Here is a 19205-nt window from a genome sequence, read left to right as displayed (position 1 = left end):
AGTCCCTCATGTCGTCGTCGAGCTGACGCGCTGCATCAGGGCGGCCGACGGATCATTGGCGTCGATGGCCTGGACCCGGACCTGGGCGTCGTCCATGCCTTCCGTCACATAACTGTGCGCCAGCCCGATCGACTTGTACCAGGTGTCGTCGGGGTCGACGTACCCTCCGGGCACGTACCCGGCGCCGGTCACCTGCCCCTGGCTGTAGGTGGGCCGCATCTCGTGGTTCTTGCGCCAGTCGAGCATCGCGCCGCCGACCGAGGACAGCGCCTGCGCGTCCCAGTCCTTGCCGTCAGGCCCGTATTTGAAGAGCATCCCGACGGACCACATGTCACCGTTCGGCGGAATCCTGCCTGCCGTCTGGAGGGTGAAGAGCCCGTTGACGCCTGCGGCGTACTGGCTGAGTATTCGCTGCGCATCCTGGTTGAGGACCTCGCCGCCGTGGGTGCCGTCCTCCTCGTGCAGTGCCTCGCCGACGCGAGCCGCGTCGGCGGACGCGAAGGCCGCCAGATACGCGGGGTCGTCCCGGTGGTCGGCCAAGGAGCGGGAGATGGCCGCGATGTCCGCACGCGAGCCGTCGGCCTTGGGGTTGTCGAGCGCCTTCTTGAGGGTCGCGGCCTCCTGCTGCGCCTCCTTGGCGCTCTGCGCGGAGACGTCCTTCATGTCCCAGGGGATGTCGATGACGTCCCTGTCGGGAGTGCACATCCCCGTCGCGCCGCCGGCCTCCTCCAGATTGCGGGCCAGATCGGCGCGCTTGGACATGTCGCGGGCATCTTGGCCGACCGCCCGCGTCTGCTGGGCCAGCGGGGACAGGTCGAGGCCGCTGTCCCAGGACTTGAAGTTCTTGCGGATCAGAGCCCCGTGCTTGGCCAGAGCCCGTTCCAGGTCCCCGAGCCGGTCGGCGAGTTTTCGCACGCGCACCGGATCGACGCCGACGTATTCCCCCATGAACGCAACGCCCCTTCGTGTGCCTGCCTTCTGCAGGCGGGCCGCCGCGAGCAGCGGCGACCTACACCGTAAGGGGGGTTCGGAGAGTTCTTGCCGTTTCTTGATCGGGCTTTAACGAATTCCAACCATCGCTTGCACTCGCAACAATCTCCCGCTCGGGGCAGGCGGAGTGAACGGCTCACGGGGACGACGTATGGTCCGCGCACACCCCGATCGGCTCGGCGCGATGAGGCGTTACGGTGACCGGTTCGATGTTCACTCGTTTGACGGAGTGTCATACCCGCGCTCCCTTCCGGAAAGCACGTCAGCCTATGCACCTTCGCTTGCGCCGGCCCGATGGCGGACCCCGGATTGAGGAGGCCGAAGCCATCCTGGTCGAGCGGTACCGGGACCTGGTCTGCCTGACGCATCTCGCCCTCCCCGCATCGCTCGGTCGTCATCGGCGGGTGCTCCTGGCGCATGCTCTCGTCCAACGGGCCCTGCCACGCCTGCGGACAAAGCGGGGCGGAATCCCTGTGCCGCGCCCCCGCGAGGAGGCACGCGACAGGGAGACGGCAGAGCGATTGCTCATCGTGGCAGTGCTCCGTGCGGCTCTGGCTTACGAACGACGTCCACGTTGCTGGTCCCCACGGTTCGCCCCACCGGCGGCACTCAAGCCTCGGGTACCCCTCGTCGTGGGACTCCGGTTGTTCCCGCGGTCGGGCGGGGCGGACGAACTGGACCTTGCCCGGCGGCTCTCGGACGTGTCCGCCGCCTCGCGTGCCGCGTGCTTTTTGCGCTCGGTTCATGGACTGTCCGAGGCAGTCGTCCGCGACCTGCTCGCATCAGCGGGTGTGGCGGACCCGGCCGCCGCTGTGAGTACTGCCGACTCGCTCGGAGCGGGCCGCGCCGGACCGACCGCCGCGCTGCTGTCGTCGCACGAATTCGATGCCTGCGCCCTCCAGGCCAGCCCCACCGATCTGCTGCGCCGCAGCCGACGAGTCAGGCTGACGCTGGGTGCGGTAGCCGTCGGCCTGGCGGCGGCAACCGCGATGGCCATCACGGTCGCCGGTGACACGGCGCCCGGATCGTCCGCTCCCGCGCCCGCCGCCGACTCGGCATTCACGCCCGCGGAGCTGGTGCGTACCCCGAGACAGGCATGGGACAACACCTCTCGAGTGGACTTCACCGCGTGGCCGCCGCGCGGCTCACGAACGCACGACGACGGTTTGCTGGGCCGGGCGCTGGCCACCTGGGCACATCCCCGGGCCGGCACCCGTGTCCGGCGCGCTCCCGCCACCACCGCGGCCGCACCGGCGACCGCACCACAACTGCTGTACGCAGGAGATGTAGCCGACCGTACCGTGGTGCTGTTGTACGACGGCACGCGGCTTGCCCGCTACAGCGAGGCCCGCGCCCCGGCGCACGCCGCGGAACTCAGCGTTGCCCGTACCGATGACGCGGATCTCACGACGGCTGCCGCCGTGTCCCTGAACTCGGGCCGAGATGCCGCACGTTATCTGCTGGCTCCTTGGATTTCCGAGGCGAGCGTCCGAGATCTCGTGCGGCCGGACGTTATTGCCCGTCCGTTGCGGACGGCGAAGGATGGAGTTACGCAACCGGTGCCGGTGGGGTCCGCCGGTGGCGGCTGCGAAAGCCGCCCGGTGCTGCAGCTACGCTCCTCGCAGCGCATCGTCGAAAAGCATTCGTTCTTGCTCGCCGACTGGGGTGGCCTGTCCCCGGTCCACCTCACCCATATCCCGTTGCCCGGACAAGGCGGCCCGCCCGGCCGACCTCGTGAGGCGACCGGTTCAGCCGCCCTGCTTGCTTGGGCTCACACGGTCTGCGCCCTCGGGTCGCCCGGGAACGCCGGTGTGCGGTCGGTCAACGCCTGGGACTTCGCCGAGCAGAATCTGCCTGACCACGGCGGTACGGCCGTCTGGTCCTGCGCCCGCGCCGACACCTGGAGCGGGCCCGGCGATGTGACGGTGACCCTGCGTACGAGCAGGGACTTGCCGTCTGCGCCGGCCCGCACGGTTGCGCGGGCGCGGTCGACCGCTGCCTGCAGCCGCTTTGGTCAGAACATCGCGGCTACGACGGGCTGGCAGTCACCGGGTGGTCACTGGTACGTGCTGGCGGCCGGCAGCAGGGCCGTGACCCGTCTGTCGGTGAGCGGGGACGTGTCGGCCACGAAGCGGGGTCGGACGCTCGATCTGCCTGTCTCCCACAAACCACGAACTCGCGTCCGGGCCACGCTGGCCACGGGAGAGCAAGTGAATGCTCTCGGGTCCCGCTGAGCGAGGAGCAAGCAGCGGCTCTTTCGGTGCTCGGTGCTCGGTGCTCGTGGGAGGACGTATCCCCGAAGCAGCGAGCGGTCGTGTGGTGACCGCCGCCGGGGCGTAGCTGGTGCATCGCTGTCGTCGGGGTCACGGATCCCTGGGTACGTGCCGGGGCAGCCTTCGGCCGTGGGCCGCAACAGCGAGGGTCACCGGGCACGCTGCGAGAACGGTCCACCACACGGTGTCCGACGACGGTCCGTCCGCGCCGGGTGCCGGCAACGTGTGGACCCAGTGTGCGGCCTGCGGCACAAGGCTGGGGGCAAGGCCGGGCGCCATCAGTATCAGGGCGACGGCCGTGCCCGCGGCCGGACCCGGTTCTCCCGACCAAGTCCGGGCCACGCATGCCGCGGTGAACCCCAGGACCACGTTGCCGAAGAGCGCGAGGCCGGTCGCCGCCCAGGGCAGGGCCGCTCCGCGCCATGCCGCTGCCAGTATCACCAGTGCGCCGACGGTGAGCGGCGCCAGCAACGCCACGGAGCGGATCATGGCGCGGTGGACGGGCCCGGTCGGTGTCACGTCGACGACCGGGCTGGCCGGCTCGTCGAGAGTGAACGCCGAGGCTGCGGTGAGCAGCGCGAAGCAGACCGGGAGCAGCACGGTGGCGGCTGCCGGGAACGCGGCGGCGCCGCCGCCCGGCACGGCCGCCGCGCCGCTGAGACCTGCGACCGTCGGCCACGCCCCGGCCCGCAGCACCGGTGCGGCCGTCATGAGCCGGCCGGGTGGGTGAACCCGCCCGCGGCGGTCAGGGCGAGCATGACCGGGGCCGCCGCGCCCGTGACGGTGAGGGCGAGGACGATCCGGGTGCGTACCTGCCCCTCGGCCCCCCTCAGCAGTGCCGCCAGGACCACGATCACGCACAGGGCGAGTTGCCAGCAGAGGAAGAACCACGGCGATCCGCTCCAGGCGGTCACGCCACCGGCGTCGCTGTGGAGCGCGAAGAAGGTGAACGCCGCGAACAGCCGCAGCGCCGCGACGGGCACCGTGTCCGCATCTGACGCGGACACGACCGCGACCAGGCTCACCCAGCCGTACAGGGCCAGGAACAGCACGAACGCGGCGCCCCGGAACCGCACCCAGCGCCCCAGCATGATGCCCAGCAGAGGTCCGCCGAGGGCCGGGACGACGATCTGCCCGGCCAGGACGGCGATCCGGTCCGACGGGCTGAACATGGCGTACGCCGGTTCGCCGGCCGGGTGAAAGTGCAGGAACGCGAGCAGCGTCAGGCAGCCGAAGCCGAACGGCACGATCGCGACCGCGCACAGTGCGGCGGTACGCGCCGGCGACGTGAGGGGAGTGACGCCGACGACCGGCTCGCTGGCGTGCATCGACCGGGTCAGCCAGTACGCGGCCGACATTCCGAACCCGCCCAGGAAGATCGCGGGAAACGCGTTCACGTTGGTGACGTCGGTGACCGCGGTGCCCCGGCCGATCCACGTCCACGACGCGGTGAAGGCCACGGTGAACAGGAAGACGGGGTTGAGGACGAACCGGCGTGTCTCCCGGGCGGCCAGCGCGCCGAACGCGGTCCGGGCGCCGGCTCCGGGCCGGGCGGGCGTGAGCGCGGTGGTCATGGAGCCACCTCCCCGGTGGTCTCGGGCTCCGGTGCCCCGCCCCGCAGGAGCAGGTAGGCGTCTTCCAGTGAGGGTTCGACGTGCTCGGCGCCCACCCGGACGCGGGCACCGACATTGCGGTAGCGGCCGGTGGCGGTCCGCCAGGAGACGCTCGCCGCCGGGTCCGGCTCGTCCGCCAGCCAGACCCGGCCGGCCGCTTGGGCGACCAGGTCGGTGACCGTGCCGTCGTAGCGGACCCGGCCGTGGTCGAGCACGATCACCCGCTCGCACAGGGCCGCGACGTCTTCGGTCTGGTGGGTGGACAGCACCACGATCGACGTGCGCGCGATCTCCGCCAGCACGGTCCGCAGGGTGACCCGCTGTTCCGGGTCGACGCCGGTGGTCGGCTCGTCCAGGATCAGCACCCGTGGGGAGCCGAGCAGCGCCTGGGCGAGGGCGACCCGCCGGCGCTGCCCGCCGGACATGGCCCGGATCCGCTTCGCGCCGTGGTCGGACAGGCCCACCAGGCCGAGGACGCGGCGCACCTCCGCGTGGCGTGCCGCCGGCTCGGTCCATTCCTTGAGCAACGCGATGTAGTCCACGAACGCGAAAGCGGTGAAGCCGCGCGGGAAGCCGAGTTCCTGCGGCAGGTAGCCGAGCCGGCGGCGGATGCCGGTGCGGCCGGCCGGGACCTGAGGGTCCAGGCCCAGCACGCTCAGCTGTCCCTGTGTGGGCGGCAGCGCGGTGGCCAGCAGGCGGAGCAGTGTGGTCTTGCCGGCGCCGTTGGGGCCGAGCAGTCCGCTCACGCCGGGTTCCAGGTCCAGGCTGACGCCGGCCAGCGCCCGGGTGGCACCGAACGCGCGCCCGACCTCACGCAGGCTGATCGAAGCGGTCACTGTCGCTACCTCCGTGGTCGAAGCCGGCGCAGTCGGCGACGGCGTGCCAGAAGAATCACGAGCGAGGCCGCCGCCAGCACCAGGAATGCCGCCTGGGTCCGGGTCTGGAGCACCGCGTCCGGCGAGCCGGACCGCGTGGCCAGCGACCCGATGACCGCGAGCCAGACGGTGCTGACGGCGATGGCGGAGTACAGCGGACTGACCCAGGTCGATGCGGCCAGCACCACCGCGACGAAGCCGACCGCCGGCAGGAGCCAGGCGAACGGCGCCTGACCGGGGAGGAGGAGCCCGAAGAGCAGCATCGCCGGCAACGCGACCGCCAGCACCGCGATCGTGCGCAGCAGGATCAGCCGGAGCGCCGGATAGGGTGTGACGAGCTCCGGTTCCAGCGCCGGGTCCAGCCACGGGTCGTAGGCGGACGCGACCACCAGACAAGGCATGACCGGCGCCACGGCCAGGAACAGCCACAGGCCGCGGTCGTGTCCGACCACCGCCGCGAATCCGGCGAACACGAGGATCGCGGCCACGCCGACCAGCCACACGCCGCGGAAGGCGCTGGCCGCTCCGACCAGCCGTGCCTCGTGGTCAGACAGGCCCGCCACGCGCAGCAGGCGCTCGAACACCGACGGCCGCGGCACCTCTACGGCGTCCCGTGTGCGGTCCCATACCGCGGCGAAGTCGATCACGTCGACCGCGGCGTTGACCCGCGCGCGGCACTGCTCGCACGACAGCAGGTGCTGTTCGACCGAGGCCCCCTCGGCCAGCGAATCGGCTCGTTCGACATACCTCCGCAGGGCGTCGTCGTCGAGGTGCCACCCGGTCATGACGGTCCCTCCGCTAGGGCGGCCCGCAGGCGCGCCTTGGCCCGGTAGAGCCTGGTCTTCACACTGCTGACCGGTACGTGCAGCAGCAGTGCCGCCTCCCTCGCAGACAGGCCGTCCAGCACGACGGCCTGGATGACGGCGCGCATCTCCGGCGACAGCCGGGCCATTGCCTGGCCGATGTCGCCGTACTCGACCGACAGCAGCACCTGGTCTTCCGCGGCCGGAACGGCTCCGGCGTCCTCGAACACGGCGACGGCCCTGCCGCGGGCCCGCAAGCGGCTCACCAGCCGGCGGATCGCGATCCCCCACAGCCATGCCGCGATGTCGCCGTCGCCGCGGAAGCCCTGCGGCTTCTGCCAGACGGCGACGAACGTGTCCTGGACCGCGTCCGCCACGAGGTCGCGGTCATTGCACCGCCGGGTCAGCCGGATCGCGAGCCAGCCGGAGTGGCGTTCGTACAGCGTGCGGAAGGCGCCCATGTCACGTTCGGTGACGGCGGCGAGCAGCATTTCGTCGCTCGGGCGGCTGTCCATACCTAACTGTCGCGCGCCCGGCCCGGGAAAGTTTCACCCTGCCGCGAGAATCTCTCCGGGACGCCGGACGCTCGTCAGCGGCTGCCTCAGCCGCGCACCCGACCGGCCTCGTGCGCGTAGGGGCTCTGTCGCAGGTACGTGGTCGCGTTGGTGGCTGTCGTCGAAGGTCAGCAGTCGGCCGAGGATGTCCGGGGTGCCACCGGTCTCTTCGCGGACCCCACGGGTCAGTGCTGCGCGCAGGTCCAGGTCGTCGGGCTCGACGTGGCCGCCGGGCAGGGTCCGGCAGGGGATGCCGCCGGGCCGGGTGCGGCGGATCGGCAGCAGCCGGTCGGCGGGAGTGATCAGGACCGCGCGGACGCACTCGATCATGTGGATCCTTCGGGCCGGGCCGGTCAGAGCCTGGGCGGGTTGGTGACCCGCATGGGGGCTCGCCGATTGTGCCTTCCCGGGGGTGTTGGAGGGGCCGTCGAACCCCGGACCACCGCGGCCGGATCCCTCGGCCGACCGGGGCCGCTGGTATGACGGTGGAGGTGAGACCGTACGACATCGTTGTCTGCGCCTGATCGGATCTTCGGCCACGCGCCCGCCGTGCGGCCTACGCACTGGCCTCGCGGCGGGCCGACGGCATCGGGACGCCGAACCCGGGCATCGGCTCGCCCGCGCTCGGGACGGGCCGGGGTGGGTGGTTCGGGCGGTCGGGCACGCGCATCCGGCTGCCGAGGGCCACCCCCAGCTGGAAGCGGTTGTCGACCCCCAGTCGGTCCATGAGTGAGCGGAGGATGTTCGTCACCGTGCGGGGGCTGACCCCGAGCCGGCCGGCCGCGCTCGCGTCCGTGTGCCCGGCGAGCAGCAGCGCCACCAGCCTGCGCTGACGCTCGTCGAGGGGCATGGCGGCGGCGAGCCTCTCCTCCAGGGACGGCCGTACCGGGACGGGCCGCTGTTCACCGCCGGGTATTCCGAGGCTGCTGCGGCGCACAGGTGTGGGGTTCGTTGAGCTACGCACGGGGCTCCCCTGCTCGGTGTGGTCGGTGGGGTGCAGCGGTCGGCGCCGCCGTTTTCCGATGAGTGTGAGTGGAAGCTGACTGAGAAGGTGACCAGAGGATGACTCTTGTCAATAATGGGTTCCGATACTCGAAGGCGACCCGGGCAGGCGGCGTTCACCTGGGGAGACGACGATGACGACGGTCCGCAGGGGGCGGTAAGGGCGGCCGCGGTCTGAGTCCTTGCTCGGCGAAATGGTTCCCCGTAGGTCAACGGTTTGAGCTAAACTTGACTGATTGGTAATACCCGTCCATGTGGCCGAGGAGCAGGTGTGAAGAATTCGGGAGAAGTCGGTGCACGCATCCGACGCCTGCGCCGGGCAGCCGGAATGTCCCAGGCCGAACTCGCCGGCGACGACCTGTCCGCCAGCTACATCTCGCTGCTGGAGGCGGGCAAGCGGGCGCCGTCGGCGGACGTGTTCGCCCAATTGGCCAGGCGGCTGGGCTGTGACCCGTCCGACCTGACCGGCGCCCCCGCGGAGATCTCGGTCAACGAGTCCCAGGTGGAGCTGAACTACGCCGAGATGGCCCTGAACAACGGGGACCCGGACACCGCGTTCGAGGCCTATCGCACGCTTCAGGAAAAGGTGAGCTTCGCCGATCGGCCCGAGGTCTGGTACAAGGCGGAGTACGGCATGGCCCGGTCGCTGGAGCACGGCGGCCGGCTGGAGGAAGCCGTCGCTCGGTTCGAGGCCCTGCACACGGCCTCCCTCGACCGTCCCGACCTGATGCCGCGTCTCCCCACCGTGATCGCGCTGTGCCGGTGCTACCGGGAGCTGGGCGACCTGTCCCACGCCATCGAGGTGGCGGAGGCCACTCTGGCCGAGTTGGAGAAGCTCCAGCTCGGACCGACTGTCATCGGCATCGAACTGCTCTCCACCCTGGTGGGCGTCTACATGGAGCGCGGCGACATGCACCGGGCGGCGTACCTCGCCACCCAGGCGATCGAACAGGCCGGGACGGTCACGGACTCCCGGGCGCTCGGCGCCGCGTACTGGAACGCCAGCGTGGTCATGCACCGCAACGGCAACACCGCGGACGCCCTCACGCTGATCGAGAAGGCGCTGGCCATCTACGCGGAGGGCGAGGATCAACGGGCCCTGGCCCGGCTGCGCAACGCCTACGCCATGCTGCTCCTCCAGTCGGAGACGGCGCAGCCGGAGGTCGCCCGCGACGTGCTCGACCAGAGCCTCACGAGCCTGCGCGAGGTCGGCAGCAGCGTGGACGTCGCCTACTGCCTCTCCGCCCTGGCGCAGGTCGAACTGCGCCTCGGGAACGCCGAGGCCGCGATCGGCCACGCCGAACGGGCCCTGGAGCTGCTCGGCTCCGACCACCGGCTGCAGAGCGCCCGCAACCATCTGGTGCTGGCCGCGGCCCGGTTGGTGCTCGGGGACCGGGAGTCCGCCCAGGACGCCTACGAGCGGGGTGCCCTGATGCTGGAGGCGTCGGAGGCCAACCGCCAGGCGGCCTTCGCCTGGGCCGAGTTGGCCGAGATCCTGAAGCTCTGCGGTGAGGACGAGCGCGCGGTGTGGGCGTACCGGCAGAGCATGCGGTGCATGGGGCACCGGGATACCTTCCTGACGGGTCAGAAGCTGACGTCGCGCACGTAGGGACGGCGCGGAAGGGAAGTGACCGCCGTGCAGACGGCAGAGGAAGAACACCTCCCGTCTTCACACGCTGAGGCCCCGCTGTCAGCAGCAGAGCGGGATGTCCCTGTCCTCCGGGGACCCGGGTGCGGGTGCGGCGATGATGGCCGTCGATCCGGGCCCGGCCGGCTGTCCGCCGTGCGCGGCGAACGCCACCGGGGTGGAGAAACACAGCAGGGATGCGACGGCCGCCGACAGGAGCCTTAAGCGATTCATGTCCGTCCTCACTCGATTCTTCTGGCAGTCATAAGTGACTCGCTTTGTGACTCACTTGACTGGTCCAGATGCTGGCACGGCATGACTCGATGGTCAACATCGGAATTAAGTGAGCTAGAAAGGCGTGTTGTACCGTTTTGGTGGGCTTTAGGGTCCAATAGGAAGGTGTAAATGGCGGTAAAACCTCGCATACTGCTTGCCTCAAAAGAGATGCGAGCCCGCCTGGCCGTGACTAGGATTTGTTGACAGCTAGTTACGTTTTGCCTTTATGAACTGAAAACGGGGAGTGGTAGGCGTGCGCGAGAGCGTGCCGCAGGTGTCGGCGTTCGCGGAATGTCTGGTACGGCTCGGTTACCGCCGCCTCCCACCCGGACCCCTGCTCGCGAGGGACGGCGGCGCCACTCTCTTCACCTCGGTGTCGGCACCGGCCTGGCGCAGGTTCCTGACCGGTCATCCGCGGCCGGAACCCGGCGGCGCGGTGGTCCTGCAATGGGTGCTGAACACCAGCCGGCTGGCCCACCTGCCCCCCGGCTCCCCGCCGAGCGCCCAGCGCACCGTCGGCGCCGCCTGGACCGGCAGGCGCCCCTACCAGGAGGCGCTGGGCGATGTCCTGGACGCGCTGCGTGAGGCCGGCACCCCACCGGACGACCTGACCTTCCTCCTGCGGGCGGAGCCACAGGACGGCCCGCCCGTGACGGCCGCTCTGCGCGGACTCGGTGTCCGGCCCGGGAGCATCGTCCGCGGCACCCGGCTGCCGGACGCGCCGCTGCGTATGGAACCCGAACTGGGGCCGTGCCTCACGGTGCGCCGCCGGTCCCAGGGTGTGGCGTTCGCGCACTGCGACGGACAGTGCTCCTGCGGATGCCATCTCTCGGTCGCGCACATCCAGTTCGCCGAGCGCCGGCGGACGGCGGGCCGCGTGACACCCCTGCGCCGGCCGCTGTTCGAGGTGATCGTCTCCGAGCACGCGCTGACGCAGCCCATCGTCCCCAGTGACTCGCCGGTGCCGGTCGGCCGGAGCACCCCCGTGCCGCCCCTGCTCGGCCGGCTGACCGCGGGCATCGCCGAACTGCTGGCCCTCGCCGGTGCGGCGGCGGGCCCCAGCCCAGTCTTCCTCGCGGACGTGTCCAGCGCCGCTTCCCTGCTGCTCGGCGAGGGATTGGCACCAGGGCCCCGCGGTGGCCCGTACGTCCTGCGCTGGCTGATCCGCACGATCGGCACCGAACTGGCGCGGCACGGACTGCCGCCCGCCTTGCTGACCTCGGTCATCGCCACCGCGGAATTCGCCTACCGTGCGCCCCTCGGCTTTCCCGAGCTGTCGGCGCGCTCCTGGGTGTACATGGCCGAGGAACGGGACGCCTTCCTGAGGGTGTTGGTGCGCGGACGCAATCTGCTGCTGCGACCCGGCGCCCTCTCGGACCGGCCGGGCGAGGCCGCGCGGCAGCTGACGCGGCTGTGGTCGGAACGGGGCGTGCCGCTCGCACTGTCGCTGCGCTGGTGCCGCGAAGCGGGCGTGGAGCCGTCGCTCCTGCAGCTGGCACTCGCGGAGCTCGCCGACGAGACTCGGCACCGCCATGAGCCCGCGCCGTGAGCGCGCGGCGCGGGGCCGCACTGGTCGGGCCGGCACGGGGTCCCCGGACGTGGCGCACGGCCGGGGCGCGATCGGACGTCCCTGCGAGGTGAGGCCGGTGAGGGTCGGCCGGGTTCGGCCGGTGTGCCGGCGAGGGGTGGCAGGCGAGTTCGTCCGGTTCCGGCGGTCACCGGCCAGACGTGATCGCAGGGGCCCTCCCGGGAACGGCAGTGCCCCCGGTCGTGGTGGACGGGCGGGGGCATGGGACGTGGCGGCCAGGGGCGCCGGGGCCGGGGCGGTGCGCGCTCAGGAAGCGGCGGGCGGGCTGGTCGTGAGGGCCGGGTCGGTGAGTGCCACCGGTGCCAGGACGGCGTCCACCGCGGCCTTGAGATCCGCGCCGAGGACGACGTCGCACGCCGCGGCGTTGGCGGTGATCTGCTCCGGTCTGCTGGCCCCGATGACCGCGCCCGCCACGTTCGGCTCCCGCAGTACCCAGGCCAGGGCCAGGACCTGCAGGGGCATCCCCGCCTCCTCGGCCAGGGGCAGCAGCCCTCGCACACGGCCGAGGATGTCCTCGCGCAGCACCTTCTCCATGAAGTGCCCCCCGAACCCCTTGGTGTCGGTCGCGCGTGACCCGGCCGGCGGCCGCCGGCCGGGCAGGTACTTCCCGGTGAGCACACCCTGCGCCAGCGGGGAGAAGGCGAGCTGACCGAGGCCCAGCTCCCGGCAGACGGGGATCACCTCGGCCTCGATCACGCGGTGCAGGGCCGAATAGCGTGCCTGGTTGGACACCAGCGGCACCCGGAGTTCGCGGGCGAGCCCCTGCGCGGCGCGGATCTCCTCCGCCCGCCACTCCGACACCCCGATGTAGAGCGCCTTGCCCGCGCGGACCACGTCCGCGAAGGCCGTCATGGTCTCCTCCAGCGGGGTGCCGTGGTCGAAGCGATGGGCCTGGTAGAGGTCGACGTGGTCGGTGCCGAGCCGTCGCAGCGAGACGTCGATCGTCTCCACGATGTGCTTGCGGGACAGCCCTCGCTCGTTCGGGCCGGGGCCGACCGGCCAGTACACCTTGGTGAAGATCTCGACCCCGGACCGGCGTTCGCCCGCCAGCGCGCGGCCCAGGATCTCCTCGCCCGCACCGAACGCGTACCCGTCGGCCGTGTCGAAACTGGTCACACCACAGTCCAGCGCCGCCCTGACGCACGCGCGGGCGCGGTCCTCGTCGATCTGCCCGCCATGAGTGATCCAGTTCCCGTACACCAACTCGCTGACGTGCAGGCCGCTTCGGCCCAGCCGGCGGTGCCTCACCTCCTGTCCTCCCTCACGCCGCGCCGTCCGCCGCCGGATCGGTCCAGAAGTGCACCGTCACGGTCCTGCGCAGGACCGGCGCCGGGGCCCGCAGCAGGGACACACCGTGCAGCGATCGGGACGTCGTCTCGATGAGAACACTGCGGTTGAAGGAGGGCATGATCCGGGCCGGCGACGCGCCGTCGACCGGTTCGCCCAGTTCCAGCCAGCCGCCGTCCTCCGGGCGCCAGCCCTCGGTGAGGTAGGTGAACAGCGAGTACCGGCGCAGCCGCCCGGTCTCCGGGTGCCGGTTGGAGCCGACGTGTGCGTGATGCACGGCGCCGCGGCCGGCGAGCCGGTAGCTGCCCCAGTCACCGTCCGGTTCCGTACGCAGCCCCGCCACCCCCGTCACCTTGCCGAGGAAGGCGGCGAGGTCGTCGCCGAGCAGCGCCTCGCACAGCTCCCGCAGGGCCGGCCCGGCCAGCCGCCGGTCCTGGGAGTGCCAGCGGGGAATGCCCGGCTTCGCCGTCATCACGGCGGTGTCCGGATAGGCGCCGGCGGCGGCGCGCAGGGCGTCGGCGGGAAGGATGCCGTCCCACACGTAGTGCGGGAACGGGTCGGCGCGGAAGCAGGGCTCGTGCGCCTCCAACTGCCGTTCCATGGCCGCGTAGTCGATCACTGGTGTACCTGCCTTTCTCGGGGACGCCGCGGGGCGTCCGCCGGGGTGTCCGTCGAGAGGTTCACGGAGAGGTCCGTCGGGGTGTCCGGGATCCGCTCCCGGTCCGGCCGGCGAGACGCCCAGGCGTGCCCGGCCGTTGGCGCAGGCGCCGTCCGGCAGGCCGAAGCGCCAGCCGTGCTGGGGGCAGACCACCGCGTCCAGTTCCGGGTCGTAGTCCCCCGGGCCGAGCCGCGCGCCCAGGTGGGGGCAGACGTCGGACACCCGGTACGTCCCCCTCGGCGTCTCCAGCGTGAAGGTGCCGGCCGGACGCTCGCCGCCCTGCGCCGTCCGCCGCACGTACGCGGCGAGGTCGTCGGGATCGCTGCACCGCAGCACCGTCATGAGTTCCTCGTTGTACGCGCCGATGCCGGGCCGCCAGGCGCTGAAGCGGAACGAGAAGAAGAACTCCTCCCAGCTCATCCCGCCCTCCAGGATCTCCGGCAGGTACCGCGACGACAGCGTGAAGCGGTAGTCGTGCGCGTCGGTCTCCGGCCCGCTGCCCTCGCGCACCTCCAGCGAGCGGAAGTCCACGAGCCAGAAGCCGCCCCCGGCGCCGCGCACATCGAAGGCGGCGACGGCGTCGACGGCCCGGCACAGGCTCTCCCCGGCCGCGAACAGGGCCTTGAAGTGGGCGGCGAAACCGTCGTAGAGGCCGTGGCGCGGCTCCGGGTACCCGGCGACCACCTCGGCGATGGCGGGGGCGCGTCTGCGGGCGTAGTCCGCGATGTAGGGCGCGAGGTTCTCCCAGTCGAACCCCTGCCGGATCCCCGGGTCGGCGGTCAACCGGCCCGTGGTCACGTCGAGTTCGTCGCCCGGCAGCGGGGCCACGGTGCGCTCGGCCAGGTCCGGGTGCTCGCGGCGCAGCCACGCGAGCAGTTCGGGCGGCGTGGTGAAGACCGAGGACTCCGCGAAGAAGTGCGGGGCCAGCTCCGGGTCGAGCAGGGCCGGCGGTCCGGCGAACGCGACGGCGCTGCGCGGGGCCAGGGCCTGCATGTACCGGGCCCACCGGCGCATGGAGTTGACCCGCTTGCGCCGGGCGGCCTCCACCTGTTCCGCAGCGGGGAAGGAGTAGGCGAACGGGAACCAGGTGGCGCCGGAGAACTGGGCCAGTACGGCGTCGACGCGAGGATGGAGCCGGCGGATGGTCCGCAACTGGTCGCGGTCCACCTGACAGTCGTTGAGGTTGACGACGACCTGGCCGGTGACGGTGTCCTCGATGACGAGGGCCGAGTCCTGGTGCCGGGGTGTGGGGGAGTGGACCAGGCGCAGCCGGAGCGGGCCGGCCCGGAACACCTCCTGGTCGCCGAGGAGGACGGGGGCCGGCCCGCGCAGCGTGCGGACCAGCCGTTTCCAGGTCGGCAGCGGGTAGTCGGGCATCAGCAGCGTGACCGACGGGTCGAGCGCGTCGAGCACGCCGGCGTCGAAGTGGTCCTGGTGGTCGTGCGACACGTACACATGGGTCGCCTCGTGCACGAGCGGGGCGCAGGCACTGTTGTCGGGCAGTTGGTGCCAGCCCGACAGGAAGGCCCCGCCCTCGGAGAACCACGGGTCGCAGACCAGCTTCACGCCGTCGGCCTCCACGAGGGCACCGGCGTGCCCGAGGAACGTGATCTTCACGGCTGCCTCCACGGAAGGGTGCGGCGGGTGGTGCGCTGCTTGCGCGCCGCGACGAGGTGCCGCGCGAGATTGGGGTCGTCGGAGCCGGCGAAGGGGCGTCCCCGCACGCACACCTCAAGACCGGCGGCCGTGAGGGCGGCGGTGAGCTGCGCGGCGGTCGGGACGTGCAGCACGGAGTGGAAGACCTCGGGTGGTCGGCCGCCGGGGCCATCGTCCACCGCGACGATGCGGTGACCGAGCAGTGCGCCGTCCGCGGCGGTGAACCCCTCGCTGAGCAGCAGGTGTGGGCCGTCCCGGAACACCGAGCCGGTCCGGCGCCGGTGCACGCGCCGTCCCTCGTCGAACCCCGCGGCGCCGTCCTCGGCGAGCCGCAGGTCCAGGACGGCGGTGCCGCCCGGGCGCAGTCCCCGCACCAGCGAACCGAGCAGCTCCCGGAAGGCGTGCGGGGCGAAGAAGTTGGCGGCGTCGTAGGTGAGCAGCAGCGTGTCGCAGGGCGGCTCCCCGGGCGGGATGGCTGTGTCCGTCGCGTCGCCGAGCACGAAGCGGATGTGGTCCTGCCCGGCGAAGCGGCGGCGCGCGTGCTGGACCACCGCGGGGCCCGCGTCGACGCCGACGTACGCCGTCAGGCCGTGACCGCCCAGCGCGGCCACGTAGGCGCCGGGTCCGCACAGCGGATGGTGCACGCGCCCCGCACGCCACTCGGGCAACTCGTCACGCAGCCAGGCGAGTTGGCGCTCCACCACAGCCGGGGGGCGGGACGAGTCCGTCGTCGTGGTGTCGGTCTGCTCCCGCAGCAGCCGGGAGCTGAACTCCGGGTCGCCGTACGGCAGGGGAGGCAGCGCGGCGACACGGTCCGGCGGCAGGCCGGCGAGGTCGGGCAACGCGGGCCAGAGAAACGGAGCGCCGCACTCAAGGAATTCCCGGGCCATTTCCCGGACATCGTGATGCGCCGCTGTGTCGACCAATTCCATACCGACTCCGTAGCCTGCGGAACCTGCCGCCCTGCAATCCATTTCGGGTTCAGGTTCCGTGCGCCGTATCGGCGTGGTCAACTCTTTTGCGGATAACCGCTAATGCTTGGACTCCTTCGGCCGGGCCGGGCATGATGCGCGCTATGTTCGCGCATTCATGCACCATTGTGTTGGATCTGGTTCCGCACTGCTCCTCGTCGCCGCGCGAGGAGTGGAGCGGGGACGACGATCTGCGTCCGCTGAGCGACGAGGGAACGCGGCAGGCGGATGTCCTCGGCGAGGTGTTCAAGGCGGGGGTCGACGCCGTCTACAGCAGCCCTTCGCTGCGCTGCCGGCAGTCCGTCGCCCCACTGGCCGCCGTCGCCGGGGTCCCCGTGCTGGCCGACGACCGGCTGCGGGAGGCGCGCGGTTTCGCCGAGCCGGCGGCCTGGACGGAGGGGATCTTCGCCCCTGTCGGCCCGTCGCTCGGCGGCGCGTGGGCGGCAGGACGGGCCATGGGTGCGCTGGTGGAGATCGCCGCCCGGCACAACGGCGGCCACGCGGTGGCGTGTTCGCACGGCGACGCCATCCCCGCCACGCTGGCGTATCTGTCGGCCGCCCACGACTGCGCGCTGCCTGGGATCGTGGGCCGGGGCAGCTGGTACCGGCTGCGCGTCGCACAGGGCCGGCTCACCATGACCGGCATGCGCCCGTCGGACCCCGCCTGACATCCGCACACCGGAGGCTCCCGCGCGGCGACCGGGGCGCTCGCACCAGGAGGCCGACGAGCCGGCGCCCGGAATGCGGTGGGCGGCTCCCGGCCCGGCCGGTGAACCCGCCCTTACCGGGACCGGACTGCCGTCCTCGCCGCAGGCGGTCGCCGCCTGCGCCGGGCCCCGTCTCTCGCCCTCAAAGATCCCCCTGCGCCTCCTCCACCAGCGCTGTCATGACCGCCACCCGGCGCCGCGTGCCGGGATCGGCGGCTGTCTCGGCGCGGGACACGGCGTCCCGTGCGAGCAGTCGGTCGGCGATCCGCACCACGGGAAGTCCGAAGTGGTAGGCGGCCACGAGACGGTAGGCGAGGACTACGTCCTCCGGATCGCACGGCCCCCCTTCTTCCGCCGCCCCCGTGGCATGGCGCGCGGCGGCGGCGCCCCCGAGGGCCAGCGTGGCGGTGGGGCCAAGATCCGCGGCCACCGCCGACGACAGGACGAGGGTGGCCAGGTCCTCACCGGCCGGCCCCAGTCCCGCCTGGCCCCAGTCGATCGCGACCGTGCCTCCCGCCGTCCGGAACAGGTTGCGCGGGGTCAGGTCCCGGTGCACCAGCGCCGCCGGCAGGGACCGCACCCTCCGGACGGCTTCGGCGTGCCGGCGCGCCAGCGTCCGCAGCGCCGTGGCGGTCCCCGGCCGGAACAGGCCGCGCACCGCCGGATCCGCACTCGTCTCCGCGTCGGCGACCCGGTCGATCAGGGCGAACCGCTCGCGCAGCGCGGCCTGTTCGAGGAACGGCCTGCACCACCACTCCCGGGACGGCGGCGGCTGCCGCAGCGAGCGGGCATGGAATCCGCCGAGGAACTCGGCGGTGCCGAGCAGTTCACGGGCCGTCCAGGCCTCGCCGGGCGTTCCGCCGGCCCGCTCCAGCCACAGCCGGAGTCGGTCACCGGGCCCCGGCACGATTCCCAGACAGCGGACGGCGGCGAACCGGCCGGCGACGGCGTACGGGAGCGACGAGCCCAGCACGAGCGCCTCGCGCCGCCAGTACGTCCAGTCCGCCGGGCCGTCGCCGCCGTCGTCGATCTGCCGGGCCAGATCACGCGGGCCGGGTCGCCAGGGACGGTGCCGTACCTGCTTCAGCACCAGCTCCCACGCGCGGTCGCCGCCCTCGCCCGAGGCCGTGCCCCGCACCGTGTACAGCCCGTCGCTCGCCCTGCTCCAGCTCTCGTAGCCGATCGGCTCGCCCGTCCAGTCGCTCACCTCGGCCGTGGGATCGGCCAGCAGCGTCCGTACGGGCTCGCGCAGGTCCTCGGCGGTGAGCACGGGCAGCGGGCCGAGGTGACGGTAGGGCGGACCCGGCACCGGTGCCGCCGTCAGTTCGCGCGCCGCGCGTCGGCGACGGCGGCCCGCAGGTAGGTGCGCAACGGTTCGCTGGGCACCTGGTCGAAGCAGGTGAGGGCCGACGCGTGGCCGACCTCCAGCGACTCCAGTTCCACCTGGAGGCGCCGCCGCAGCACTGCGGCGAGCTGCGAGTCGTCGTCCGGCGCCGGCTGGATGCGGGAGAGGTAGTGGATGACGTTCGCGAAGGCGAGGGCCGCGTGCACGATCCCGAACACCGGACGGTCCTCGTTCTTCCACGGGGAGTGGAAGCGGGGGCCGTCGTCGGCGAAGGACACGCCCTCGGCGTCGAAGGACTCGTTCAGCCAGGAGTGCGTGGCCTCGTGCACGAGGGTCTCGCCCAGGCGCAGCGGTTCGTCGGTCCAGTTCAGGACGACGGTGCCGGGCAGGAAGTCGAACGTGTAGCTGCGGCAGGTCGCCCCGAGCGGTACGGCCTCGGTCCAGATGACGACGGCGGTGGAGGAGCGCAGCACCTCGCCGCCGACGACGAGCGCGGCGTCGACGGCCTCGTTCAGGGTCCGCGCGATGCGTGCCCGCTCCGCGGCGTCCCGCTGGGGCGAGCTGCCGAGCAGGTACATCCGGCTGCCGAGGCGGTCGTCGTCCACGGCGTCGCAGTCCGCCGCGCGCAACACCATGACCGGCCCCACGGCGGTCTGCACGGCCTCGGCCCGCAGCGCCGCCCGGTTCTGCCACAGGCGCACGGCCGCGCGGGCCCGGTCCGTGTCGCGGGTCCGTGCGGCGAGGCGCGCTTGCTGGAAGGCGTGGTGCAGGACGGCGTTGTCGAAGGCGTCCGGCGCCCCGTCCGGGCCGTCCAGCTCCGTGCCCGGCACGAGACTGCGCAGGCTGGCCAGCAGGGTGCGCGCCCGCTCGGCACGGTGTTCCACCAGCCGCGCGGTCAGCCCGGCCTGCAGCGAGGTGACGGGCCCGGCCGCCTCGATGGTGTCGGCTTCGGTCATGATGGTCTCCCGTCCTTTCGGGGC

17 protein-coding genes are annotated in these 19205 nt (G+C 72.2%); 4 read left to right on the top strand and 13 right to left on the bottom strand.

The genetic code is table 11. The annotated features are described in order from the left end of the window. Positions 1-6: 6 nt before the first annotated feature. Positions 7-948: a hypothetical protein gene (locus ACIRPX_RS28775; RefSeq protein ID WP_404200565.1), complete on the bottom strand. Its 942-nt coding sequence runs from the start codon at positions 946-948 to the stop codon at positions 7-9. Positions 949-1802: 854 nt separating this feature from the next. Here ACIRPX_RS28775 and ACIRPX_RS28770 point away from each other — a divergent pair. Then, complete coding sequence (locus ACIRPX_RS28770; protein ID WP_404200562.1) at positions 1803-3224, top strand: hypothetical protein; 1422 nt, start codon at positions 1803-1805, stop codon at positions 3222-3224. A 129-nt stretch (positions 3225-3353) separates the two neighbouring features. On the opposite strand, the gene ACIRPX_RS28765 is transcribed toward ACIRPX_RS28770, so the two are convergent. The 7 genes from ACIRPX_RS28765 to ACIRPX_RS28735 form a co-directional block, all read right to left on the bottom strand. Beyond that, entirely contained in the window at positions 3354-3974 is a 621-nt protein-coding gene (locus ACIRPX_RS28765) for a hypothetical protein (RefSeq protein WP_404200560.1), read from the bottom strand. Beyond that, a complete protein-coding gene (locus tag ACIRPX_RS28760; RefSeq protein ID WP_404200557.1) occupies positions 3971-4837 on the bottom strand; it encodes a hypothetical protein in 867 nt (288 codons plus the stop codon). The genes ACIRPX_RS28765 and ACIRPX_RS28760 overlap by 4 nt, the downstream gene beginning before the upstream one ends. After that, the gene (locus ACIRPX_RS28755) at positions 4834-5712 is read right to left on the bottom strand and encodes an ATP-binding cassette domain-containing protein (RefSeq protein WP_404200554.1); all 879 of its coding nucleotides are present in this window, start codon (positions 5710-5712) and stop codon (positions 4834-4836) included. The genes ACIRPX_RS28760 and ACIRPX_RS28755 overlap by 4 nt, the downstream gene beginning before the upstream one ends. Before the next feature lie 5 nt (positions 5713-5717). After that, complete coding sequence (locus tag ACIRPX_RS28750) at positions 5718-6536, bottom strand: hypothetical protein (protein WP_404200551.1); 819 nt, start codon at positions 6534-6536, stop codon at positions 5718-5720. Then, positions 6533-7069, bottom strand: a complete 537-nt coding sequence (locus ACIRPX_RS28745; protein ID WP_404200549.1) for an RNA polymerase sigma factor — start codon at positions 7067-7069, stop codon at positions 6533-6535. Before ACIRPX_RS28745 ends, ACIRPX_RS28750 begins: the two co-directional genes overlap by 4 nt. A gap of 33 nt (positions 7070-7102) precedes the next feature. Then, positions 7103-7438 carry an NUDIX domain-containing protein gene (locus tag ACIRPX_RS28740; protein ID WP_404200546.1) on the bottom strand — a complete coding sequence of 112 codons (336 nt, stop codon included), beginning with the start codon at positions 7436-7438 and terminating at the stop codon, positions 7103-7105. Between the two features lie 226 nt (positions 7439-7664). Further along, positions 7665-8072 (bottom strand): helix-turn-helix transcriptional regulator, encoded by a 408-nt coding sequence (locus ACIRPX_RS28735; RefSeq protein ID WP_404200543.1) that lies wholly within the window; start codon positions 8070-8072, stop codon positions 7665-7667. Between the two features lie 309 nt (positions 8073-8381). Between ACIRPX_RS28735 and ACIRPX_RS28730 the strand changes: the two genes are divergently transcribed. Together ACIRPX_RS28730 and ACIRPX_RS28725 are read left to right on the top strand one after the other, a co-directional pair. Further along, positions 8382-9719: a helix-turn-helix domain-containing protein gene (locus ACIRPX_RS28730; RefSeq protein ID WP_404200540.1), complete on the top strand. Its 1338-nt coding sequence runs from the start codon at positions 8382-8384 to the stop codon at positions 9717-9719. A 547-nt stretch (positions 9720-10266) separates the two neighbouring features. After that, positions 10267-11562: a hypothetical protein gene (locus tag ACIRPX_RS28725; protein ID WP_404200538.1), complete on the top strand. Its 1296-nt coding sequence runs from the start codon at positions 10267-10269 to the stop codon at positions 11560-11562. A gap of 285 nt (positions 11563-11847) precedes the next feature. Here ACIRPX_RS28725 and ACIRPX_RS28720 read toward each other — a convergent pair whose 3' ends face one another. The 3 genes from ACIRPX_RS28720 to ACIRPX_RS28710 are packed head-to-tail and all read right to left on the bottom strand — an operon-like array spanning position 11848 to position 16044. After that, positions 11848-12849, bottom strand: coding sequence for an aldo/keto reductase family protein (locus ACIRPX_RS28720; RefSeq protein ID WP_404200535.1), 1002 nt, complete (start codon positions 12847-12849; stop codon positions 11848-11850). A gap of 13 nt (positions 12850-12862) precedes the next feature. Further along, positions 12863-15163, bottom strand: coding sequence for a 2OG-Fe(II) oxygenase (locus ACIRPX_RS28715; protein ID WP_404200532.1), 2301 nt, complete (start codon positions 15161-15163; stop codon positions 12863-12865). Beyond that, positions 15160-16044, bottom strand: coding sequence for a class I SAM-dependent methyltransferase (locus ACIRPX_RS28710; protein WP_404200529.1), 885 nt, complete (start codon positions 16042-16044; stop codon positions 15160-15162). Before ACIRPX_RS28710 ends, ACIRPX_RS28715 begins: the two co-directional genes overlap by 4 nt. 233 nt (positions 16045-16277) lie before the next feature. On the opposite strand from ACIRPX_RS28710, the gene ACIRPX_RS28705 reads away from it, so the two are divergent. After that, the gene (locus ACIRPX_RS28705; RefSeq protein WP_404200526.1) at positions 16278-16841 is read left to right on the top strand and encodes a histidine phosphatase family protein; all 564 of its coding nucleotides are present in this window, start codon (positions 16278-16280) and stop codon (positions 16839-16841) included. 181 nt (positions 16842-17022) lie between these two features. Here the strand turns inward: ACIRPX_RS28705 and ACIRPX_RS28700 are convergent, their stop codons facing one another. Both ACIRPX_RS28700 and ACIRPX_RS28695 read right to left on the bottom strand, forming a co-directional pair. Then, positions 17023-18189 carry a phosphotransferase gene (locus ACIRPX_RS28700; RefSeq protein ID WP_404200523.1) on the bottom strand — a complete coding sequence of 389 codons (1167 nt, stop codon included), beginning with the start codon at positions 18187-18189 and terminating at the stop codon, positions 17023-17025. An 11-nt stretch (positions 18190-18200) separates the two neighbouring features. Continuing rightward, positions 18201-19181, bottom strand: coding sequence for an aKG-HExxH-type peptide beta-hydroxylase (locus tag ACIRPX_RS28695; protein ID WP_404200520.1), 981 nt, complete (start codon positions 19179-19181; stop codon positions 18201-18203). Positions 19182-19205: the final 24 nt, after the last annotated feature.

It is taken from the genome of Streptomyces sp. NPDC101225 (assembly GCF_044767585.1).
In the GTDB taxonomy this organism is placed as follows: Bacteria; Actinomycetota; Actinomycetes; order Streptomycetales; family Streptomycetaceae; genus Streptomyces.
The sequence above is the reverse complement of the archived record's forward strand: the minus strand, read 5'-3'. Positions and strand labels throughout refer to the sequence as shown.

Bases quoted from the DNA above. Each gene is read 5' to 3' on its own strand.
- ACIRPX_RS28750 (WP_404200551.1), bottom strand. From the start codon at position 6,536: ATGACCGGGTGGCACCTCGACGACGACGCCCTGCGGAGGTATGTCGAA.
- ACIRPX_RS28695 (WP_404200520.1), bottom strand. From the start codon at position 19,181: ATGACCGAAGCCGACACCATCGAGGCGGCCGGGCCCGTCACCTCGCTG.
- ACIRPX_RS28745 (WP_404200549.1), bottom strand. From the start codon at position 7,069: ATGGACAGCCGCCCGAGCGACGAAATGCTGCTCGCCGCCGTCACCGAA.
- ACIRPX_RS28740 (WP_404200546.1), bottom strand. From the start codon at position 7,438: ATGATCGAGTGCGTCCGCGCGGTCCTGATCACTCCCGCCGACCGGCTG.
- ACIRPX_RS28765 (WP_404200560.1), bottom strand. From the start codon at position 3,974: ATGACGGCCGCACCGGTGCTGCGGGCCGGGGCGTGGCCGACGGTCGCA.
- ACIRPX_RS28760 (WP_404200557.1), bottom strand. From the start codon at position 4,837: ATGACCACCGCGCTCACGCCCGCCCGGCCCGGAGCCGGCGCCCGGACC.
- ACIRPX_RS28705 (WP_404200526.1), top strand. From the start codon at position 16,278: ATGTTCGCGCATTCATGCACCATTGTGTTGGATCTGGTTCCGCACTGC.
- ACIRPX_RS28775 (WP_404200565.1), bottom strand. From the start codon at position 948: ATGGGGGAATACGTCGGCGTCGATCCGGTGCGCGTGCGAAAACTCGCC.